This window comes from Paenibacillus camerounensis, assembly GCF_000723885.1.
GTDB lineage: Bacteria > Bacillota > Bacilli > Paenibacillales > Paenibacillaceae > Paenibacillus_AQ > Paenibacillus_AQ camerounensis.
The window spans coordinates 44,361-60,759 of record NZ_CCDG010000041.1; the positions used below are offsets into that span (position 1 = coordinate 44,361).

Genomic DNA, 16,399 nt, shown 5'->3' on the forward strand with positions numbered 1-16,399 from the left:
TTTAATAACCGATTATAAATGATATACGCAGCTTACACAATATGTGAATGAAAAGTATGTGTCGGCTCTGATAAAATATCCCATTACAGCTGCGGCTACGACTGCGGCTATCCGTTAGTTGGTTCCCAGCCGCTTTGCCAGCTCCCCAAGATCCTGGCCCTTCAGCGCCCCTTCAACCAGTGCCGGCAGCAGCGCCGGGGTGCAGGAGAAGCAAGGGGTGCCGTCCCGGGACAGCTGCCGCGCCAGACGCTCATCATAGAAGGGCTTGCCGGAATCGGATAAGGCCAGCAAGGTCATTGTGCGGACCCCCGCCTCCCGGAGCTCACGCATCCGCCGGACGAGTGCAGACTGATTCCCGTTCTCGTAAAGGTCGGAGACTAGGATAAAGAGCGTCTTCTTCGGCTCCTCAATAAACTGCTCGCAGTATTTCACCGACTTGTTAATATCCGTTCCGCCGCCAAGCTGGATACCAAAGAGCATATCAACCGGATCATTGGCACATTGCTCTGTCAGATCCACTACCTCAGTATCAAAGACAACTACTCTGGTATTGAGTGCCGGAATACTGGCAAAGATTGAGCCGATCACCGATGCCCATATTACGGAATCCGCCATCGAGCCGCTCTGGTCAATATCAACGATGACGGTCCACTCCTTGCTGCGGCGGGCCCGGTCAAAATAATAAAACCGCTCCGGAATGATAATCCGCCGCTCCTGGTCGTAATGCTTGAGGTTGCGCTGGATCGTCAGCTTCCAGTCCAATCCGCTGAGTGAAGGAAGCGGCGAGTGCTGCCGCTTGTTCAGCGCGCCCGTAACCGCGCGCCGGATGTCCGTCTCCAGTAGCTTGACCAGATCATCGACCAGCGCCTTGACCAGCAGCCTTGCTGTATCCTTGGTTTTCTCCGGGATCTTGCCTTTCAGCGAGAGCAGCGTCCCTACCAGCTGGATATCCGGCTTGACCGCAGCCAGCAGCTCGGGCTCGAACAGCAGCTGCTTCCAGCCTCTGCGCTCCATTGCATCACTCTGAATGATGGAAACAACATCCTCCGGGAAAAAATTACGTACATCTCCCAGCCATTTGGACAGGTTCAAGGCAGCATGCCCGGTGCCGGCGCCTCTGCCCTTGTTGCTGCCTTGTGCTGTACCCGGAGCTCCTCCGGGCGTAGTATCGTCATATATAGCTGCCAGCGCAGCGTCCATTACCTGCTCTTCATCCGTCAGCGACAGCTGCCCGCCTTCCCCGTACCCGGACAGCGCGGCATCCGCCTCCTGGCCGAGAATCAGCCGCCAGCGGGACAGTGTGTTCTCCTGCTTATGTTCATTTGTCATCTAAAAGTCACCGAAGTCAAAATCATTCAGCTCATCCAGCATTTTGGACTCCTCCTCCTTCAGCTCACCGGTAAGCACCTCAGCCGCCTGCTCGCTGTTCACACCCCACAGCTCGCCAAGCAGCTCAGAGATCATTGTCTTCTCCCGCGGCGAGAATGTGCCGAACGCCCTGCGGAGAAAGACCAGTGCCCGCTTGAATTGTTCGTCATCCAGTGCATTGATGTAATCATTCAGCTGCTCCCACAGGCTCATCCGTGACAGCAGGCCGTAATGCCCGCGCATCGACAGGCCTTCGAACCAGCCGGCACCAAGATCTGCGGGAATGCCGGGCGACAGGCGCCGCGATACTTCGGCTGCAAGCTCCCCGGAAGAGATGGTGCCGCGCTCCAGCAGAATGGCACAGGCATAACCGGACAGGCGCGGATTGCGGTCATCTCGTTCGGCAAGCTGCTGCAGCTCCTGCAGCCACAGCCCGTCTTCCAGATTGTCGCTGTGCTCAAGTGAAATTACGTTAAGCTCATTCATTGCTGTGAGCATAGCACTTGCTGCTTCGTCGTTGCAGCCGCTGGCATCCAGCAGGAACAGGCAGCCCCTGCGGAACAGCTCCTCCAGCAGCGGAATCAGCGGTGCCGTGTCAACCCTGCGGATATCACCGAAGCTTATGATTAAGGACAGCTCGCGGGCTGCTGCTGCCATGCCGGCCACATCCCGGCTGAGTGCCGCCAGATTCTGCAGCACCCGGGTGCCTTCCTCCATCTGGGCGGTCATTGCACATTCACAGGCGATCCGGATCAGCACTGAAGCGTCAGCAATCGACTTGCATTCCTGCAGCTTCTCACGCAGGACATAGGCTGCCGCCACCTCGACCGTCTCACCGAGAAGTGTGGACTCAACCACTTGAATCTCGATCTCCGGTGACCAGCGGATCACCCAGTGCTCGGCCCAGGTTGCACCGCTTTGGCCGCTCGGGCGGCTCTGGGCGAAAGCAATGCCGAGCAGACTCAGGCGGTGGAACAGCACAGAGCGGCTAAGATCCAGAAAGGCGGCCTCAGTGCTTGATACTCTGCGGTTCTCACGCAGGTCAAGCTGCAGATCGGTTGCAACAGCCGTCTTATACTTCTCCAGCTTATATTGCTTCAGCAGCCGGTTCAGATCATCCTGAATCGGGGTCTGGCTGACCCCCTCCGGCAGGTAACCGATAGCGGTCCCGACATCGACCCGGGCCAGCGGTTCAGCGATTGCCGCCAGATCACCATGGCCAAGCAGTGTCTGGGCTGCATCACGCAGGTCACGCAGCGTCGGTGCGCTCCCTCCGTGCAGCGCTGCCAGCGATTCGGCCAGCCTGACGGCTTCAATCACTTCAGCTGTTGAGCGGTAGGTTCCGCCTGTGCGCACATGGCCTGCCACCGCCGACAGGTAACGGTGCGGCAGTTCCTCAGGCTTACCTGCCGACATGGCCTCCCACATCATCTGGAAGTAATGCGGCGCGGCATTCCCTGCACCATAGCCGGACATAGTGGATAGCTTGTAATAGGAATATGGCATCAGTGTCAGCTTCGTACTGCGCGAAGGCAGTGCGGCAAGCTCATTGTCATTCATCGGCGCAAGCGGAGCAGCCAGGGCTGAAGCATGATAGGCTCCGCAGACCACAACAACTCTGTCCGGCTCATGCCCCTCCGCAATAGCCTTAAGAATCTGGCGTCTCATATAGGCTTCCCGCAGCGCATTATAAGCGTACTCCGAAGGCTGCTCCCTCAGCTCCTTGTCTTCACCCAGCTCACGCATCTGCGAGGAAAAAGCAAGAATAGCCGCCTGATAGGCACCTGTGCTGCCATTATGCTCGTAGTTGCGCTCCCAGTACATATCATAATCATGTTCGCCGGCAGCCCGGGCAATCCGGCTGTAGATCGATTCTTCATCCATAAGCTCCGCAGAATCAGGCTCATCCTGAAGCCCGGTTTCGGGCACCGCTGCCGGCCCTCCAGCTTTGCCGCGGTTCATGACATCCTGTAATCCGAGTGTGACCGAGGAAGGCAGATCAATAAAGGAAACCGCTGCCCCATGATCCTTGGCCCATTTCATAGCCTGAAATTCAGGGGAATAGACAGCAAACGGCCAGAGTACAGTACGTACGGGCAGCTGATCGGTAAACGCCAGTATCGCCACCGGCGGTCTGGCCTTCCCTTTGGTCAGATGGGGGATCTCTCCCGATGCATCACTTGGACCTTCAATCAGCACTGCAGTCGGGCGGTGCTCATCGAGATAATCCAGCAGATGACGGGCTCCGCCGGGGGACAGATGGCGCACCCCGAATATGCGTACTCCGGCTGCGGCCGGCGCGTTCACTCGTTCATCTCCTTGCAGGCCTGATACAAACCGCGCCACTCCGTCCCCTTTTTCTTCATGACGTTATCGAGATATTCCCTCCAGACCAGCTTATCCTTATCGTCATCCTTCACAATGGCTCCCTGAAGCCCCGCAGCCAGATCTCCGTCAGTAAGCTCACCAGTGCCGAAGCTCGCCGCCAGCGCCATACTGTTCGTAAGCAGTGAAATGGCTTCAGCTGTGGAGATGACCCCGGCCGGAGTCTTCACCTTCTCCTTCTTGTCGAGTGTCATGCCGCTGCGCAGCTCCCGGAAAATAGTGACTACCTTCAGCAGCGCATCGTCTGCCGGAACCGCAGCCTGCAGCTCATACGAAGAAGCAATCTCAGCAACCCGTTTTTTCACAATGGAGAGCTCGGTCTCGATATCCGACGGTGCCGGCAGCACAATGATGTTGAAGCGGCGCTTTAGGGCGGCAGACATTTCATTGACCCCGCGGTCTCTTGTGTTTGCCGTGGCGATGATGGAGAAGCCTTTGCGCGCACCTGCTTCCTTGCCCAGCTCCGGTACAGAGATCGTCTTCTCGGACAAAATAGAGATTAGCGCATCCTGCACCTCAGAAGCGCAGCGTGAAATCTCCTCGAAACGTGCTATTCCGCCATCCTCCATCGCCCGCATGATCGGACTCTTGACCAGTGCCTCCGGCGTCGGCCCGTTGGCAAGCAGCATTGCGTAGTTCCAGGAATAACGCACATGCTCCTCGCTCGTACCGGCTGTCCCCTGAACCACAAGGCCGGAATTGCCGTAGATAGCCGCTGCCAGATTCTCGGACAGCCAGGATTTTGCGGTACCCGGCTCGCCGATCAGCAGCAAAGCCCGGTCCGTCACCAGTGTCGCTACAGCCATCTCGATCAGCCGCGTATTGCCGATATACTTTGGAGTGATTACTTTCTTGCCGGCCTTCCCCCCGGCGATGAAGGTCAGAACGGCACGCGGGGACATCTGCCAGCCGGCCGGAATTTTCCCGGTATCCTCCTTGCGCAGCGCCTCAAGCTCCTCCCGATACAATACCTCCGCCGGCAACCGCATGTAATCCTGAAGCTGCTCTTGTCCCGTTGACATGTACACCTCTCCTTTTGTCAATATCATGTATATTTCCGCGAGTTACTGCCTTCAGGTAACCTGCTGCTTGCTCCGCAGGTAGGTGACCAGGTACTCCAGCTGGTTTTTGCTCTCATAGCGGTATTTCGGCACAACTGCTGCGATCCGCTCAGCATAGCTTGGCGGGAAGCCCAGCATCAGCTCCAGCAGATAAAAATGAATGGAATACGGATTCGAAAATTTATGCTGCTCTAACACAGATATCAGCAGCTCCTGCCGCTCCGTATCAGTGAACCCTGCACGTTCAAGTCCCTTGAACAGACTGGACATGAAATCTAAGTCTTTACGGTGCTTGCCTTCCCGGTTGAGCTTTGCAAGCAGATATTCCTGTACACCGGAGTGGCCGGGGCGGGCAAGAGCCGATACCAGCTCCGGGGCATCCCGTTCAATCGCCCAGTCCAGCCAGCGGGGATCCCACTCAGCCGCGATCCGGTCCAAAGACAGCATCTCCCACACATATTGCTGGCGGCTTCCGGCATAATCCCAGGAGAGCTCATAAAACACTCTTTCCGCATTCAGAATCTGCTCCTCCAGCGTCTCCTGCAGCACACGGTTACGCGTGGCGGCATCCTTGGCCAGCCTCGCCTTCATCTTGTCGAGCATCGATCCGCCGGCGAACTCATTATAGAGCTCCTTCGTTGTGAGGAGCTGCTGTGCTGCGCGGAAGTAGTAGGACAGATAGCGAACACTCTTATTATCCAGCTCACGCAGCAGCTCAAGCCCCTGCTCCGATTGCGCAGTCTCTTCATATTGTGCGGCCCGGTCCAGCAGATGCAGCCAGCCCAGAGCGGCAAAGCGGTCATATTCTTCAATAATATAACGGAAAATTTCATCAAGCTGCGGATTACGGATATCAGTAAGAGCTATCAGGTACAGCGAGATGACGTTCCAGAGCGTATCATTCTTTTTGCTGTCTTTATGATCTGCCGCCAGAGCCTCTTTCAGCTCTTCCATAAACTTGACTGACAGCCGTTCACCCAGCGGGGCAGACGGCCATTTGGCCAGCGCAAAGGCGGCCAGCTCCCGGTCCTTCTTCCCGGCAAAAGCTTCATACAGCCGCTCCAGCCCCTCTGCTGAGCCGCCTTCCGCAAGTGCCGTATATGCTGCTTCCCGGATCGGCTTCTTCTTGTCCGCAGTCCATTCAAGCAGCGCCTGGACATATTCCTGCTGACCGGCCAGGCAGAGTATAGCCGCCGCCCGCACATCATCGCTGCCGCTGCCGGCGGCCTTGAAAATCACTTCAAGCAGCTCGGGACGGCCGGCCGCTTTGATCACATGCAGCTTGCGGACCTCGCTTTTTCCTCCGGCGGGATTGAAGTGCCCTACCAGATAATCAGCAACAGCCGGTCCATAGGACGGCACAATCTTGTTCATGGCAAAGTCAGCTAGCTCCGCATAGGGATCGCCAAGTGCGCTGACGGCCAGCGGAAGCAGCCGCAGATCCTGGAATACACCGTCCTTGAATGCTTCAAGCACCGTCTCATATCTGCCGCTTCCGGTTGTCGTCAATGCCAAGCGGACTGCGGCAATCTTTCTTGAGGAGATCTTTGTCTCCAGCCCGAAAGAGCTGCCTTGCAGCTGAACGGGTGCATCTCCTGAGGGCACGGTGCTGCCTTGGGTATACAGCACGGATTCCAGCAGCAGGGTTAAATCCTGAAGCTTCACTGCCGGCAGATCCTCTCCGGCAGCAGACGGGCGGATTAGGGCGGCAACGCCTTCTCCCAGTTTTTTGAACACAGCAGCCCGCTCACCGAGCTGCTCGAACTGCGGCAGCAGCCGTTTCAGGCGGAAATCCTCCGCAGCCAGATCACTTCCGGCAATGTATAGTCTTCTGACCTCCTGATGAAGCTCTTGCAATAATGCTGTACTCATGCGCGGTCCCCCTACCGATGATATGATGCAAAGGTTATGTTTCAGACATCCTGTTGATTACAGCAGACGTGTAATGCCTTCAGCATGGATGATGCTAAGCGGCTGGGCTGCAAGCCTGCCCCGGTCCATTTGATGTTCAAACATGACCAGCAGGGAGCACTTTCCAAAGCAGACCGGCGGAAGGTATGGTAGCAGTCCAACCGTTCCCTGTGACAGGGAGGGAATATCCTCCAGCACCAGCTGTACACCCGATTCATCCGAAAGAACATACTCTCCCTGACCGTTCACTCCGATACTTGCCGCATGAAGCAGCAGCACAGGCTGCTTATCACCCAGCGGATTCTTCAGCTGATTTTTGACCAGCTTGACTGCTTCGGCAAACGACCGGTGTGCATAGGCCTGAACCTGCGCCAGATCAGCTGCAGTGGCCGGTCGGGGTGACATTTCCTCATATCTGACCCGGGCATTCATATCTCCGGGATATTTGTATAGCAGAGGCACACGGGCCACATCAAAGAAGCTGTCCTCTTCACGCATTAACTTAGCGGCCTTGTAAGGACGGTACTGCAAAGTCTTATGAACCGCTCCCGATGACAGCTCCAGCCAGTATCCCAGATCAACAAATTCCTGGCGGGCCTGATCGTCATAGCTGTAGAAAGACAATTGAAGCAGCTCCGTATTCTCTGCTGTCAGCCCGTAATCCTTAAGCTCGGTCAGCTGCCAGGCATGGCCCAGCCATTCATCTATTGTTGATTCATGATCCAGTGCAAGCTCCGGATCTTCACTTCTGGCAGTGAGGTAGCTGCGGCCTTTCTTGATAAATGCATGCAGCCGGGTCAGCTGCTGGACCGCATATGTATAACCCTGTTCCCTGTCTTCTCCTTTTCCGAGCTGCAGCGCGAAACGGCGGAGCTCAATCTGGGCACCGGACAGATAGTAATTCCCAAGCTGCTTCACATGCTCCTGCACTGTCTTCAGCGTCTTGGCATCAATAACCGACAAGCCGCCGCGGATGAGGGAGAGCACCAGCTTCTCCAGCAGATCAAGCCCTTCCAGCTGGGCGGTGATTTTTTTCTTAAGTGCAGCTTTATTTACCTTCTTGGGTTTGGCCGTACTGCCTTCGGCAGCCTGTTTCACCTTGTTCTCTTCACGTTTCTCAGCCTTCTCCCGTTTAGCTGCGATATCCTCCGGTACAGGCGCAACTGTGAAGGTCTGGCCTTCTACATAAGCGTACAGCAGCCCCAGGGCATGCTTGCAGGGAAACTGGCGGCTGGGACAGGAGCAGCGGAAGACGGGACTATCCGGTGCAACAAAATCCGCAGAGCATTCATACGGGGTCTTGCCGCTTCCCGCACATTGACCGAACAGCAGCTCCCCGTTCTCGGTACGGTGCAGCTGGATGAAGCTCTTTTTGCGCACCAGCCCCTGGCCGTTCTTGATGGCGGCGGTGTTAGGTGCTAACGAATCGACATAGGATGATGTGAGTTCAGGCAAATCAGATTCCTCCCGACTTGTATACTGAAATAAGAAACACGCAGAATTGCAGAAAAAGACATTTAACCTCTATTACCCAAAATTCCGTAATAGGATCACATGTTTGCATTTATATTAGCAAAAATAAGCTGTGCTTCCAATCTAACTGGCCCTATTATGGGAAAATTGGGCAATAGGAACTATGTAAAGCAGCTGTCAGCACTGTTCTGCCCAAAAAAAATAGGACGGACCTATAAAGTCCCTCCCTCTAAAACGCCTGTCTTCTCCCAGCCCAATCCTGCCTGGAGCATTAGCATTTATTTGAACCAGCCCTTTTCCTTAAAGCGTGTAATCGCCTCAATCCGGTTGCCGACATCCAGCTTATCCAGGATTACTGAAATGTAATTGCGCACGGTCCCCGTCGTAATATAGAGCTGGCTGGCGATTTCCTTTGTGTTTTTACCGTCCGCAATCAGGCCCAGCACTTCCTTCTCCCGCTGGGTCAGGGGATTGGCTTCACTGCTGTAAGCCTCATCCATCAGCTCTGGGGCATAAATCCGCCTGCCGGCCATAACACTGCGGATCGAGAGGGCAAGCTCCTCGCTGGGGCTATCCTTCAGCAGATAGGCATCAACGCCGGCTTTTACAGCACGCTCAAAATAACCTGTCCGGGCAAAGGTAGTCAGAATCATGATCTTACATCCGGAGCCCTTCAGCGCTTCCGCCGCCTCAAGGCCAGTCATTGCCGGCATTTCAATGTCCATGATGCAGATATCCGGCTTGTGCTGCTGCACCAGCTTGACCGCTTCCTCACCGTTACCCGCCCGGCCCACCACCTTCATATCCTCTTCAAGGTCCAGCAGCGAAGCCAGTGCCCCGAGCAGCATACGCTGGTCCTCAGCTATTACGATATGAATCATCTCTATTTCGCCTCCATTTCCATTTGACGGATTACTGTCGGAACTTTAATGGTAATTGCTGTTCCCCCGTTATGCGTGATTTCCATACATCCATTGACGAACTCCAGACGCTCCCTCATACCCTGGATACCATGACCTTTGTAGTTCTGGTCAGCAGAGCTGATGCCTGCGCCGTTATCCGTTACCTTTATGGACAGATCCGTGCGGGAAGGTTCGATCTGAATGAGACACTTAGAAGCTCCGCTGTGCTTCACTACATTCGTTACCGCTTCTTTTATGCACATGCTGAGCACGTTTTCCGTAGTTAATGAGGTATTCTCCAGCTTGGGACTTCCTTCCAGCTCGAACTCTATCTCCGCTGCCTGCAAAAGCTGCCTGATCCGTACCAGTTCGTCCTCCAGCCGGATGCCCCGCATCTGGGTAATCATCTCCCGTACCTCTTTGAGTGCGCTTCTTGCCGTCTGTCTGACATCGTTAATTTCGGCGATTGCCTGCGCCGGGTTTTTGTTGATCAACTTACCGGCCAGGTCACTCTTAAGTCCGATCAGAGACAGCTTTTGCCCCAGTGTATCATGCAGATCCCGTGAGATCCGCTGGCGCTCCTCCATGATAACCAGCTCAGAGATACGCTTATTGGCATCCTCCAGCTGTCCCTGCAGCTTATCCTGATTGTTACGGTTGTACGTTGTAGCAGGCAGCAGCACTACTGCAATGATACTGACCAGGACAAAGGGCAGCTGCGACAGAAATACCGGATTGCGGGTAATCAGCTCGTAATTGATCGCCACAATCGTCGTCAGCAGATGAATCGTATACATGGTGAAGAACCCGGCCCGGCTCTGGATATTTCCGATAAAAAAAGCCAGGAACAGCGCAAAGTACATATAACCGAACATCAGCGTCATTGTGATTGAGACTATAATCTGTACACTCGTCCAGAAGTAGACCAGCCAGCCCCGTGATTTGAAGGCAAGCACATAACAGGCAAAAAATAAAATAATCATAACAATGCCGTATACCCACCGGTCCACCGAGGACATCCGGAAGATCGAGTAGAACGGAAGAATATAGAACACAACCCATACATAAGGGCTCAGACCCGTGCTTTTATGAAAAATATGATGCCACTTCTGCATATCCGCCATCCTTTTTACCAACAAGTTTGTACCCCCATTTTAGCATAATCTGCGGCAAAAAAAGAGAAGAAGCGCACCCGCCGCCATTCTAGCGTGTCTGCTTCCTCTCCTGGTCATTCCTCCGGAAGCCTGCTATTCGGCCTGCAGTCCGGTTTTCTGTATCTTAAGCCCTTCCACAGCAGGCAACGGCTGCCGCAGACGGTCTTTAATCTCTCTAAAGCTGACAAAGCCTTTATTCTCCTCGTCCCACAGACGGAAACGGAGCGCCTTCAGGCTTGTGCCGAGCGTAATCGTCGTTGCTTTCTGCAGCGGCGGCGTGGCATTATGGGCCAGCTCCAGATTATAGTTAGGCACTTTGGGCGCCAGATGGTGCACATGGTGAAAGCCTATATTGCCGGTGATCCACTGCAGCAACTTAGGCAGCTTGTAATAGGAGCTTCCTTCAACGGCTGCCATAACATAACTCCACTCTTCTTCATGCTCAAAGAAAGTATCCTCGAACTGATGCTGCACATAGAACAGCCAGATGCCCAGAAAACCTGAGACGAACACTATCGGCAGCTGTACCAGCAGAAATGCCTGCCAGCCGACAGCCCAGATCATCCCAGCATATAGCGCTACGAGCAGCACATTCGTCAGATAGGTGTTCATCCGCTCCTGGCGTCTTGCGCTTTTTACGTTAAAGCGGTATTGAATCAGGAACACGGCAATCGGACCTGCGCCGAACATCACCAGCGGATTGCGGTAGATCCGGTACCAGAGGCGCTGCAGCGGCTTAGCCGCAATGTATTCATCGACTGTCATGATCCAGATGTCGCCGATCCCCCGTTTGTCGAGGTTGCTGCTGCCGGCGTGGTGGATCGAGTGGCTTCTTTTCCACTGGCGGTAAGGGACAAGGGTCAGTACACCGGTGATGGTTCCGAGAATGTCGTTGGCTTTGCGGTTCCGGAAGAACGATCCGTGACAGCAGTCATGAAAAATGATAAAGGTCCGGATGACAAACCCCGCTGCCGGTACGGCAAACAGCAAGGTAAGCCAGTATGACACGGATAAGCTGAAATAGGCTGCCGCCCACAACAGGAAAAGAGGACCAAGCGTATTCACAAGCTGCTTTATGCTTGTATTACGGTCATTTTTTTCAAACGGGGCCACGCTTTTCTTCAGGCTGGAGAGCTGGGATGAGGTGCTGCTCTTGGACATCTGTCGGTTCCTCCTTATAGGTACGGGCTCACGGTTACATTTATTTACCTTTATTATAGTAACGGGAGTGTCATGGCTGTAAGACATAAACATCAAGGAATAGGTATGACATTTATCATACATCAGCACAAAAAAACCGCAGCTGCCGGGCATCCATCCCGTTAGCTGCGGCTCGTATAAATACGTACTCCGCGAAAACCCCAAACCTGCTCAAGGCCATATTCAGCCTTCAACCCTCTAGCCTCGTTCCTTCTTCACGGTATTCCGTCGGCGTCTTGCCTGTGGCCTTCTTGAATACCTGGGTGAAATATTTCGGGTCCTGATAGCCCACAAGCGGTGCTACCTGGTAGACTTTGACGCTGCTGTTCTGCAAGATATCTTTTGCTTTCTCCATCCGGCAGTGAGTTACAAACTCCAGGAAGGTGTAGCCGGACATCTGCTTGAACAGAGTACAGAAATGGCTGATGCTCAGGTCCGCAACCTCTGCAACCTTCTCAATGCTCAGATCCTTATGATAGTTGTCCTCAATGTACCGTCTGGCCTTGTCGACCACACTGCGGCCGTCATCACGCGCCGCCTGCCTGCTGCCTTCCAGCATCCAATTCCGGAAATCCTGCTTCAGCACATTAATGACTGCGCCCAGCGTACTCTGTCCCTGCAGCTTGCCTAGAAGCGCCTCAAGTGACCATTCTGCCTGCAGATTCAGCTGCTCGAATTGTCTGTACAGAACCACTACAAGTTCAATGATCACACGCTGGGCCAGCTCCTTCGGCAGCGACTGGCTTTCAATGAAGCAGGCCATCTCATCGAACAGCAGCAGCATCCGCTCCAGATTCAAAGTACGGATACTTTCGATAAGGGACAGCTCCAGCTCTTTAGGATACTGAACCTCCCGCCCGCTGCCGTCCGGCGTGTCCTCTTCAATGAACACACCCGCCTCACCGGTATAAAAACGGCGGTACAGCGCTTTGGCGGCAAGCGGATAAATGGTACTCAGCTGATCAATCCCGTGTGTGCTCCGGCTGATCCCAACGGAGCAGTGCAGCTTGGAATAGCGCTTGATATCCGCTACCAGCCGCTCGCCGAGCTCCTTCCTGACTGTGCTGAGGTTTCCGGGAAAGAGCAGCACCCACTCTCCGTTATAGAAAGGAAAGATCGATAATGCCCCATTCTCCAGTGACCATTCTTCTAAAATGTTCCGGATTGCAAACAGCCACAAATGCTTCTCCTCAGGGCTCCATTTAGACGTGAGCGCCGCGTAATCGTCCAGCCGGACCACAGCCATGAAATACTCACGCTCCAGCTCGCTGTTATCCAGCCACTTCAGATGCTGCAGCGGCCGCGGATTCCCGAGCGTGAACTCGGTAAACATCCTTTCCCGCGCGAGCATGGACAGCATCTGTACGGAATGCATCAGCTGCTCATTCTCCTTCTGGCGGTCCAGCTTAACCCGTGCCCTTGTCAGCATTTCCGTCAGCTCTTCATGGTCTATCGGCTTGAGCAGGTAATCAAAGGCGCCAAGCCGCAGCGCATCACGCGCATATTCAAATTCACCATACCCGCTGATAAAGATGAACAGCAGCTTTGGATTGCGCGGAAGCACTTCCTTCATTAGAGCTATCCCGTCAATCACCGGCATTCTTATGTCACTGATGACGATCTGCGGAGCAGTTTCTTCAATCAGCCGCAGTGCGACCTCCCCGTTACGGGCTTCGCCGGCGATACTCAGCCCCAGCTCCTCCCAGGGAATAGCCACCTTTAAGCTGCGCAGAATAATCGGCTCATCATCTACCAGCAGTACTTTGTATTGCTCTTGCCGTGCACCCACAATCCGCACCTCCCAGATTTATTGTACAGCCGAGCTCTGTATAAGATTCCAGTACTGCTCAGACGCGGACTGCAGCTGTATCAGCGCGTCTTCCGCCGCCAGTCCGCCGTCAATCATCTCCTCGATCACACTGAGGAAGGTCTTCTTCACTTCCGGTGACAGCAGATTGTCATACGGCACGAAGCTCTGGCGCTCCTTATCCATGATGTTCATCACCTGGGCAAAAACCGGCCCGGTTGTCTCCGGATCAAAAGCAATCCGCATGGACGGTATTCTCAGACCCTCATATACAATCCGCGTCTGGATTTCCTTCGTGTAAAAAGCCTTCATCAGCTCCAGTGCCGCTTCCCGCTTAGCCCCGGTAAGGCTTGAAGACAAGCCGATTCCGATCGTATAACCGCCTGCGATGGAAGGCTCAGCACCTTTAACCAGCGGCGGGAACGGAATAACTCCGACTTCATTCTGAAACCCTGACGGAGCCGTTTCCCCGGTGAACAGGTTGATATCCCAGTTTCCGTTCAGATACATCCCGGCCTCGCCGCCGGTGAACATGCGTACCGCATTTTCCGGTGAAGTATCATTGGAGGCTGTGCTGAATGCCTCCTCGCTGATCCACTGCTCCAGATGGTTGAACGCCTCAAGATATTTATTGTTAACGAAGGTAGCACCGTCTTTGCCCGCAACCAGCTTCTGAATCAGCTCCGGTCCGGCGTAGCGGTCCATCAGATAATGGGCGAAGATTCCGGCCGGCCAGCGGTCCTCATTGCCGAGCGCAAACGGGGTTATTCCCGCTGCCTTCAGCTGACGGATGGCTTTATCCAGCTCTCCAACCGTTTCAGGCGGCTTGATGCCGAGTTTCTTGAATAGCGTTTTATTGTAATACAGCGGCTCGGCATTTCCTTCGATCGGCAGTCCGTATATATGCTGGTCAAAGGTCCAAAGATGCAGGTCGCTGAACTGGTTGCTCAGCCCGTTCTCCTGTACGAAGCCGGTCAGGTCCATCAGACGGTTGGATCTCACGTAAGGCTCAATCTCTGCACCGCCGAACAGCACGAACATATCAGGCGGGGTGCCGGTGACCATCTCGCTTTTTAACTTCTGCTCACGGTGAATCGTCTGGTCGAGCCCTTCAAAGTTCACCTTTACATTGGGATGATCCTGCTGGTATTCCTTAACGACCTCCTCAAAGATCGCCAGCAGCGGCCGGTCATGCTCCTTCTGCCAGAAATGGCGGAAGGTCAGTGTGATTTTCTCGGGAGAATTATCTTCAATCGGCTCCTTATTGCCTATCGAAATAAACAATACCGCTCCGGCCATCAGTGCGATATAGAGCAGAATCCAGCCCCATTTGGTTAACCATCTCACAGCATTACTCCCCGCTTTCGTCCCTTTTAGATGCTTCATGACTGTATGGTCGGAATCCGGATACCGATCGTTGAGCCGAATCCCGGTGAGGAACAGACCACGATGCCGTAAGGATTGCCGAAGCGGATATGCAGGCGCTCATGCACGTTCCGCAGCCCGACGCCGCTGTCCGCGTATTTTTTGGGGTTGCTGTGTTCGGTGTCCCACAGGCTCATCATTGTAGAATGGTCAAAGCCGGGGCCGTTATCCTTTACAATGATGATAATATCCTTGCCGCTGTGCTGTGCGCTGATTGTGATCTCACCATGCTCCTCCATCTGTTCAATGGCATGATAGAGCGCATTCTCAACAATCGGCTGGACAATCAGCTTCTGGGTCATCACGTGTCTTAGTGTATCCGGCAGGTCAATGCGGTAGCTGAATTTATCCTCAAACCGGAATTTCTGGATGTCCAGATAATGCCGGACATGCTCAAGCTCCATCTGCAGCGGAATCAGCTCCTGATTCTGGCTGATGCTGATGCGCAGCAGCTTGCCGAGAGAGATGACCATTTTGCTGATATCGCGGTTGCCGGCCAGCACGGCCATTGAGTTGATTGATTCAAGCGAGTTATAGATAAAATGCGGGTTAATCTGAGCCATCAGTGCCTGCATTTCCGCTTCCTTCTTGCGTCCCTGCTCGGTCTGCACCTGCTGGATCAGTTCACTGATCTGTGCACTCATCCGGTTAAAGCCGTCAATCAGCAGGTCGCTCTCATCGTCTGAACGCAGCGGCGTCGTAATCGGCATAAAAATCCCCTGCTTGACCCTCTTCATTCCGTTGACCGCACTGTTGATGCTGCGCACCAGCCGCCTGATGAAATATCGGTCAAATAAAAAAGCGGACATCAGTGAAACCGTTCCCAGAATAATAGCCAGATTACGGATAGAATCCGACTCGGAGGAGATCAGATTCATCGGTGTGATCGCCGCCAGATACCAGTCTGTATTATGTGAAGGCAGGAAAGTAATAAGTGATTTCTCCCCCTGATAGTTGTCAATATAATAATCCTGGCTCTGGGTATAGTCCGCCTCCAAAAAAGGAAACTCCGTCCGCTGTCCGATATGCTCCCCGGACTTGTTAAAGACGATATTCCCCTGCTTGTTGACCAGCAGAATGTCGCCTTTCTTCAGCGTTGCCGCCTCCCAGAAAATCTGGTCCAGCAGGTCCGGCTTGACATAAACAACCAGATAGCCGATATCCTCAAGCGAGTAGTAGTCCTTGACGACCCTGGCCTGGACCAGTACCGGATTTCCGGATGTCTCTGAGTCGTTCTCACCAGGCCCCGACCAGACAGGACGGCCTTCAGCATTCTCCATCGCCCCGTACCATACCTGCCTCCGCATATCGGCAAATGACATCGGTGCATTGTACTGGTACAGCAGCCGGTCCTTGCCGTACAGGCTGAAAGAGGTAATCATCGGATGATTGATCAGCAGGTTGTTGATCTCCTGCTTCCGGTCATAGGTCAGCACAAAATTCGGCTGCTTCAGCGACTGCTGGATAGCAGGCTGCGTAATGGCCGAATTGGTGATGGACGATATTTCACTGAGCGCGAATTTTAGCTTGCGGTCAGTCTCAAGTAACGAAATCCAGTAGAAGCTGCTCGATTTCTTCTCCATTGTTTTTGAAAAGTTAACATACGTAACAATCCCCATTACGATAACGGGAATGAATACGAGAAGAATAATAGCGAACAGGATTTTGCGTCTAAGCTTCATTGCTGTCTACCTTCCCCCTGTTGTCTTGGCA

The 16,399-nt window shown here is 54.0% G+C and carries 11 protein-coding genes; all 11 read right to left on the reverse strand.

Annotated elements, in window-relative coordinates:
• Nucleotides 1-114: 114 nt before the first annotated feature.
• Nucleotides 115-1,329: a VWA domain-containing protein gene (locus tag BN3772_RS16045; protein ID WP_042200707.1), complete on the reverse strand. Its 1,215-nt coding sequence runs from the start codon at nucleotides 1,327-1,329 to the stop codon at nucleotides 115-117.
• Nucleotides 1,330-3,675, reverse strand: a complete 2,346-nt coding sequence (locus BN3772_RS16050; RefSeq protein WP_042200709.1) for a DUF5682 family protein — start codon at nucleotides 3,673-3,675, stop codon at nucleotides 1,330-1,332.
• The gene (locus tag BN3772_RS16055) at nucleotides 3,672-4,775 is read right to left on the reverse strand and encodes an AAA family ATPase (protein ID WP_042176072.1); all 1,104 of its coding nucleotides are present in this window, start codon (nucleotides 4,773-4,775) and stop codon (nucleotides 3,672-3,674) included. Before BN3772_RS16055 ends, BN3772_RS16050 begins: the two co-directional genes overlap by 4 nt.
• A 51-nt stretch (nucleotides 4,776-4,826) precedes the next feature.
• Nucleotides 4,827-6,686, reverse strand: a complete 1,860-nt coding sequence (locus tag BN3772_RS16060; RefSeq protein ID WP_042200711.1) for a HEAT repeat domain-containing protein — start codon at nucleotides 6,684-6,686, stop codon at nucleotides 4,827-4,829.
• Between the two features lie 57 nt (nucleotides 6,687-6,743).
• Complete coding sequence (locus tag BN3772_RS16065) at nucleotides 6,744-8,180, reverse strand: SWIM zinc finger family protein (protein WP_042200712.1); 1,437 nt, start codon at nucleotides 8,178-8,180, stop codon at nucleotides 6,744-6,746.
• A 296-nt stretch (nucleotides 8,181-8,476) separates the two neighbouring features.
• Nucleotides 8,477-9,079: a response regulator transcription factor gene (locus BN3772_RS16070; protein WP_039872754.1), complete on the reverse strand. Its 603-nt coding sequence runs from the start codon at nucleotides 9,077-9,079 to the stop codon at nucleotides 8,477-8,479.
• A 2-nt stretch (nucleotides 9,080-9,081) separates the two neighbouring features.
• Nucleotides 9,082-10,215 (reverse strand): sensor histidine kinase, encoded by a 1,134-nt coding sequence (locus BN3772_RS16075; protein WP_042200714.1) that lies wholly within the window; start codon nucleotides 10,213-10,215, stop codon nucleotides 9,082-9,084.
• Between the two features lie 132 nt (nucleotides 10,216-10,347).
• The gene (desA, locus tag BN3772_RS16080) at nucleotides 10,348-11,415 is read right to left on the reverse strand and encodes a Delta(5) desaturase DesA (protein WP_042200716.1); all 1,068 of its coding nucleotides are present in this window, start codon (nucleotides 11,413-11,415) and stop codon (nucleotides 10,348-10,350) included.
• 229 nt (nucleotides 11,416-11,644) lie between these two features.
• Nucleotides 11,645-13,243: a response regulator gene (locus BN3772_RS16085; protein ID WP_042200717.1), complete on the reverse strand. Its 1,599-nt coding sequence runs from the start codon at nucleotides 13,241-13,243 to the stop codon at nucleotides 11,645-11,647.
• 18 nt (nucleotides 13,244-13,261) lie between these two features.
• Nucleotides 13,262-14,608 (reverse strand): ABC transporter substrate-binding protein, encoded by a 1,347-nt coding sequence (locus tag BN3772_RS16090; RefSeq protein WP_042200719.1) that lies wholly within the window; start codon nucleotides 14,606-14,608, stop codon nucleotides 13,262-13,264.
• Nucleotides 14,609-14,643: 35 nt separating this feature from the next.
• A complete protein-coding gene (locus BN3772_RS16095) occupies nucleotides 14,644-16,368 on the reverse strand; it encodes a sensor histidine kinase (protein WP_042200721.1) in 1,725 nt (574 codons plus the stop codon).
• Nucleotides 16,369-16,399: the final 31 nt, after the last annotated feature.

Excerpts from the sequence above, each read along its gene's own strand:
- BN3772_RS16075 (WP_042200714.1), bottom strand. The coding sequence starts at position 10,215 with ATGCAGAAGTGGCATCATATTTTTCATAAAAGCACGGGTCTGAGCCCT.
- BN3772_RS16070 (WP_039872754.1), bottom strand. The coding sequence starts at position 9,079 with ATGATTCATATCGTAATAGCTGAGGACCAGCGTATGCTGCTCGGGGCA.
- desA (WP_042200716.1), bottom strand. The coding sequence starts at position 11,415 with ATGTCCAAGAGCAGCACCTCATCCCAGCTCTCCAGCCTGAAGAAAAGC.
- BN3772_RS16095 (WP_042200721.1), bottom strand. The coding sequence starts at position 16,368 with ATGAAGCTTAGACGCAAAATCCTGTTCGCTATTATTCTTCTCGTATTC.
- BN3772_RS16055 (WP_042176072.1), bottom strand. The coding sequence starts at position 4,775 with ATGTCAACGGGACAAGAGCAGCTTCAGGATTACATGCGGTTGCCGGCG.
- BN3772_RS16045 (WP_042200707.1), bottom strand. The coding sequence starts at position 1,329 with ATGACAAATGAACATAAGCAGGAGAACACACTGTCCCGCTGGCGGCTG.
- BN3772_RS16060 (WP_042200711.1), bottom strand. The coding sequence starts at position 6,686 with ATGAGTACAGCATTATTGCAAGAGCTTCATCAGGAGGTCAGAAGACTA.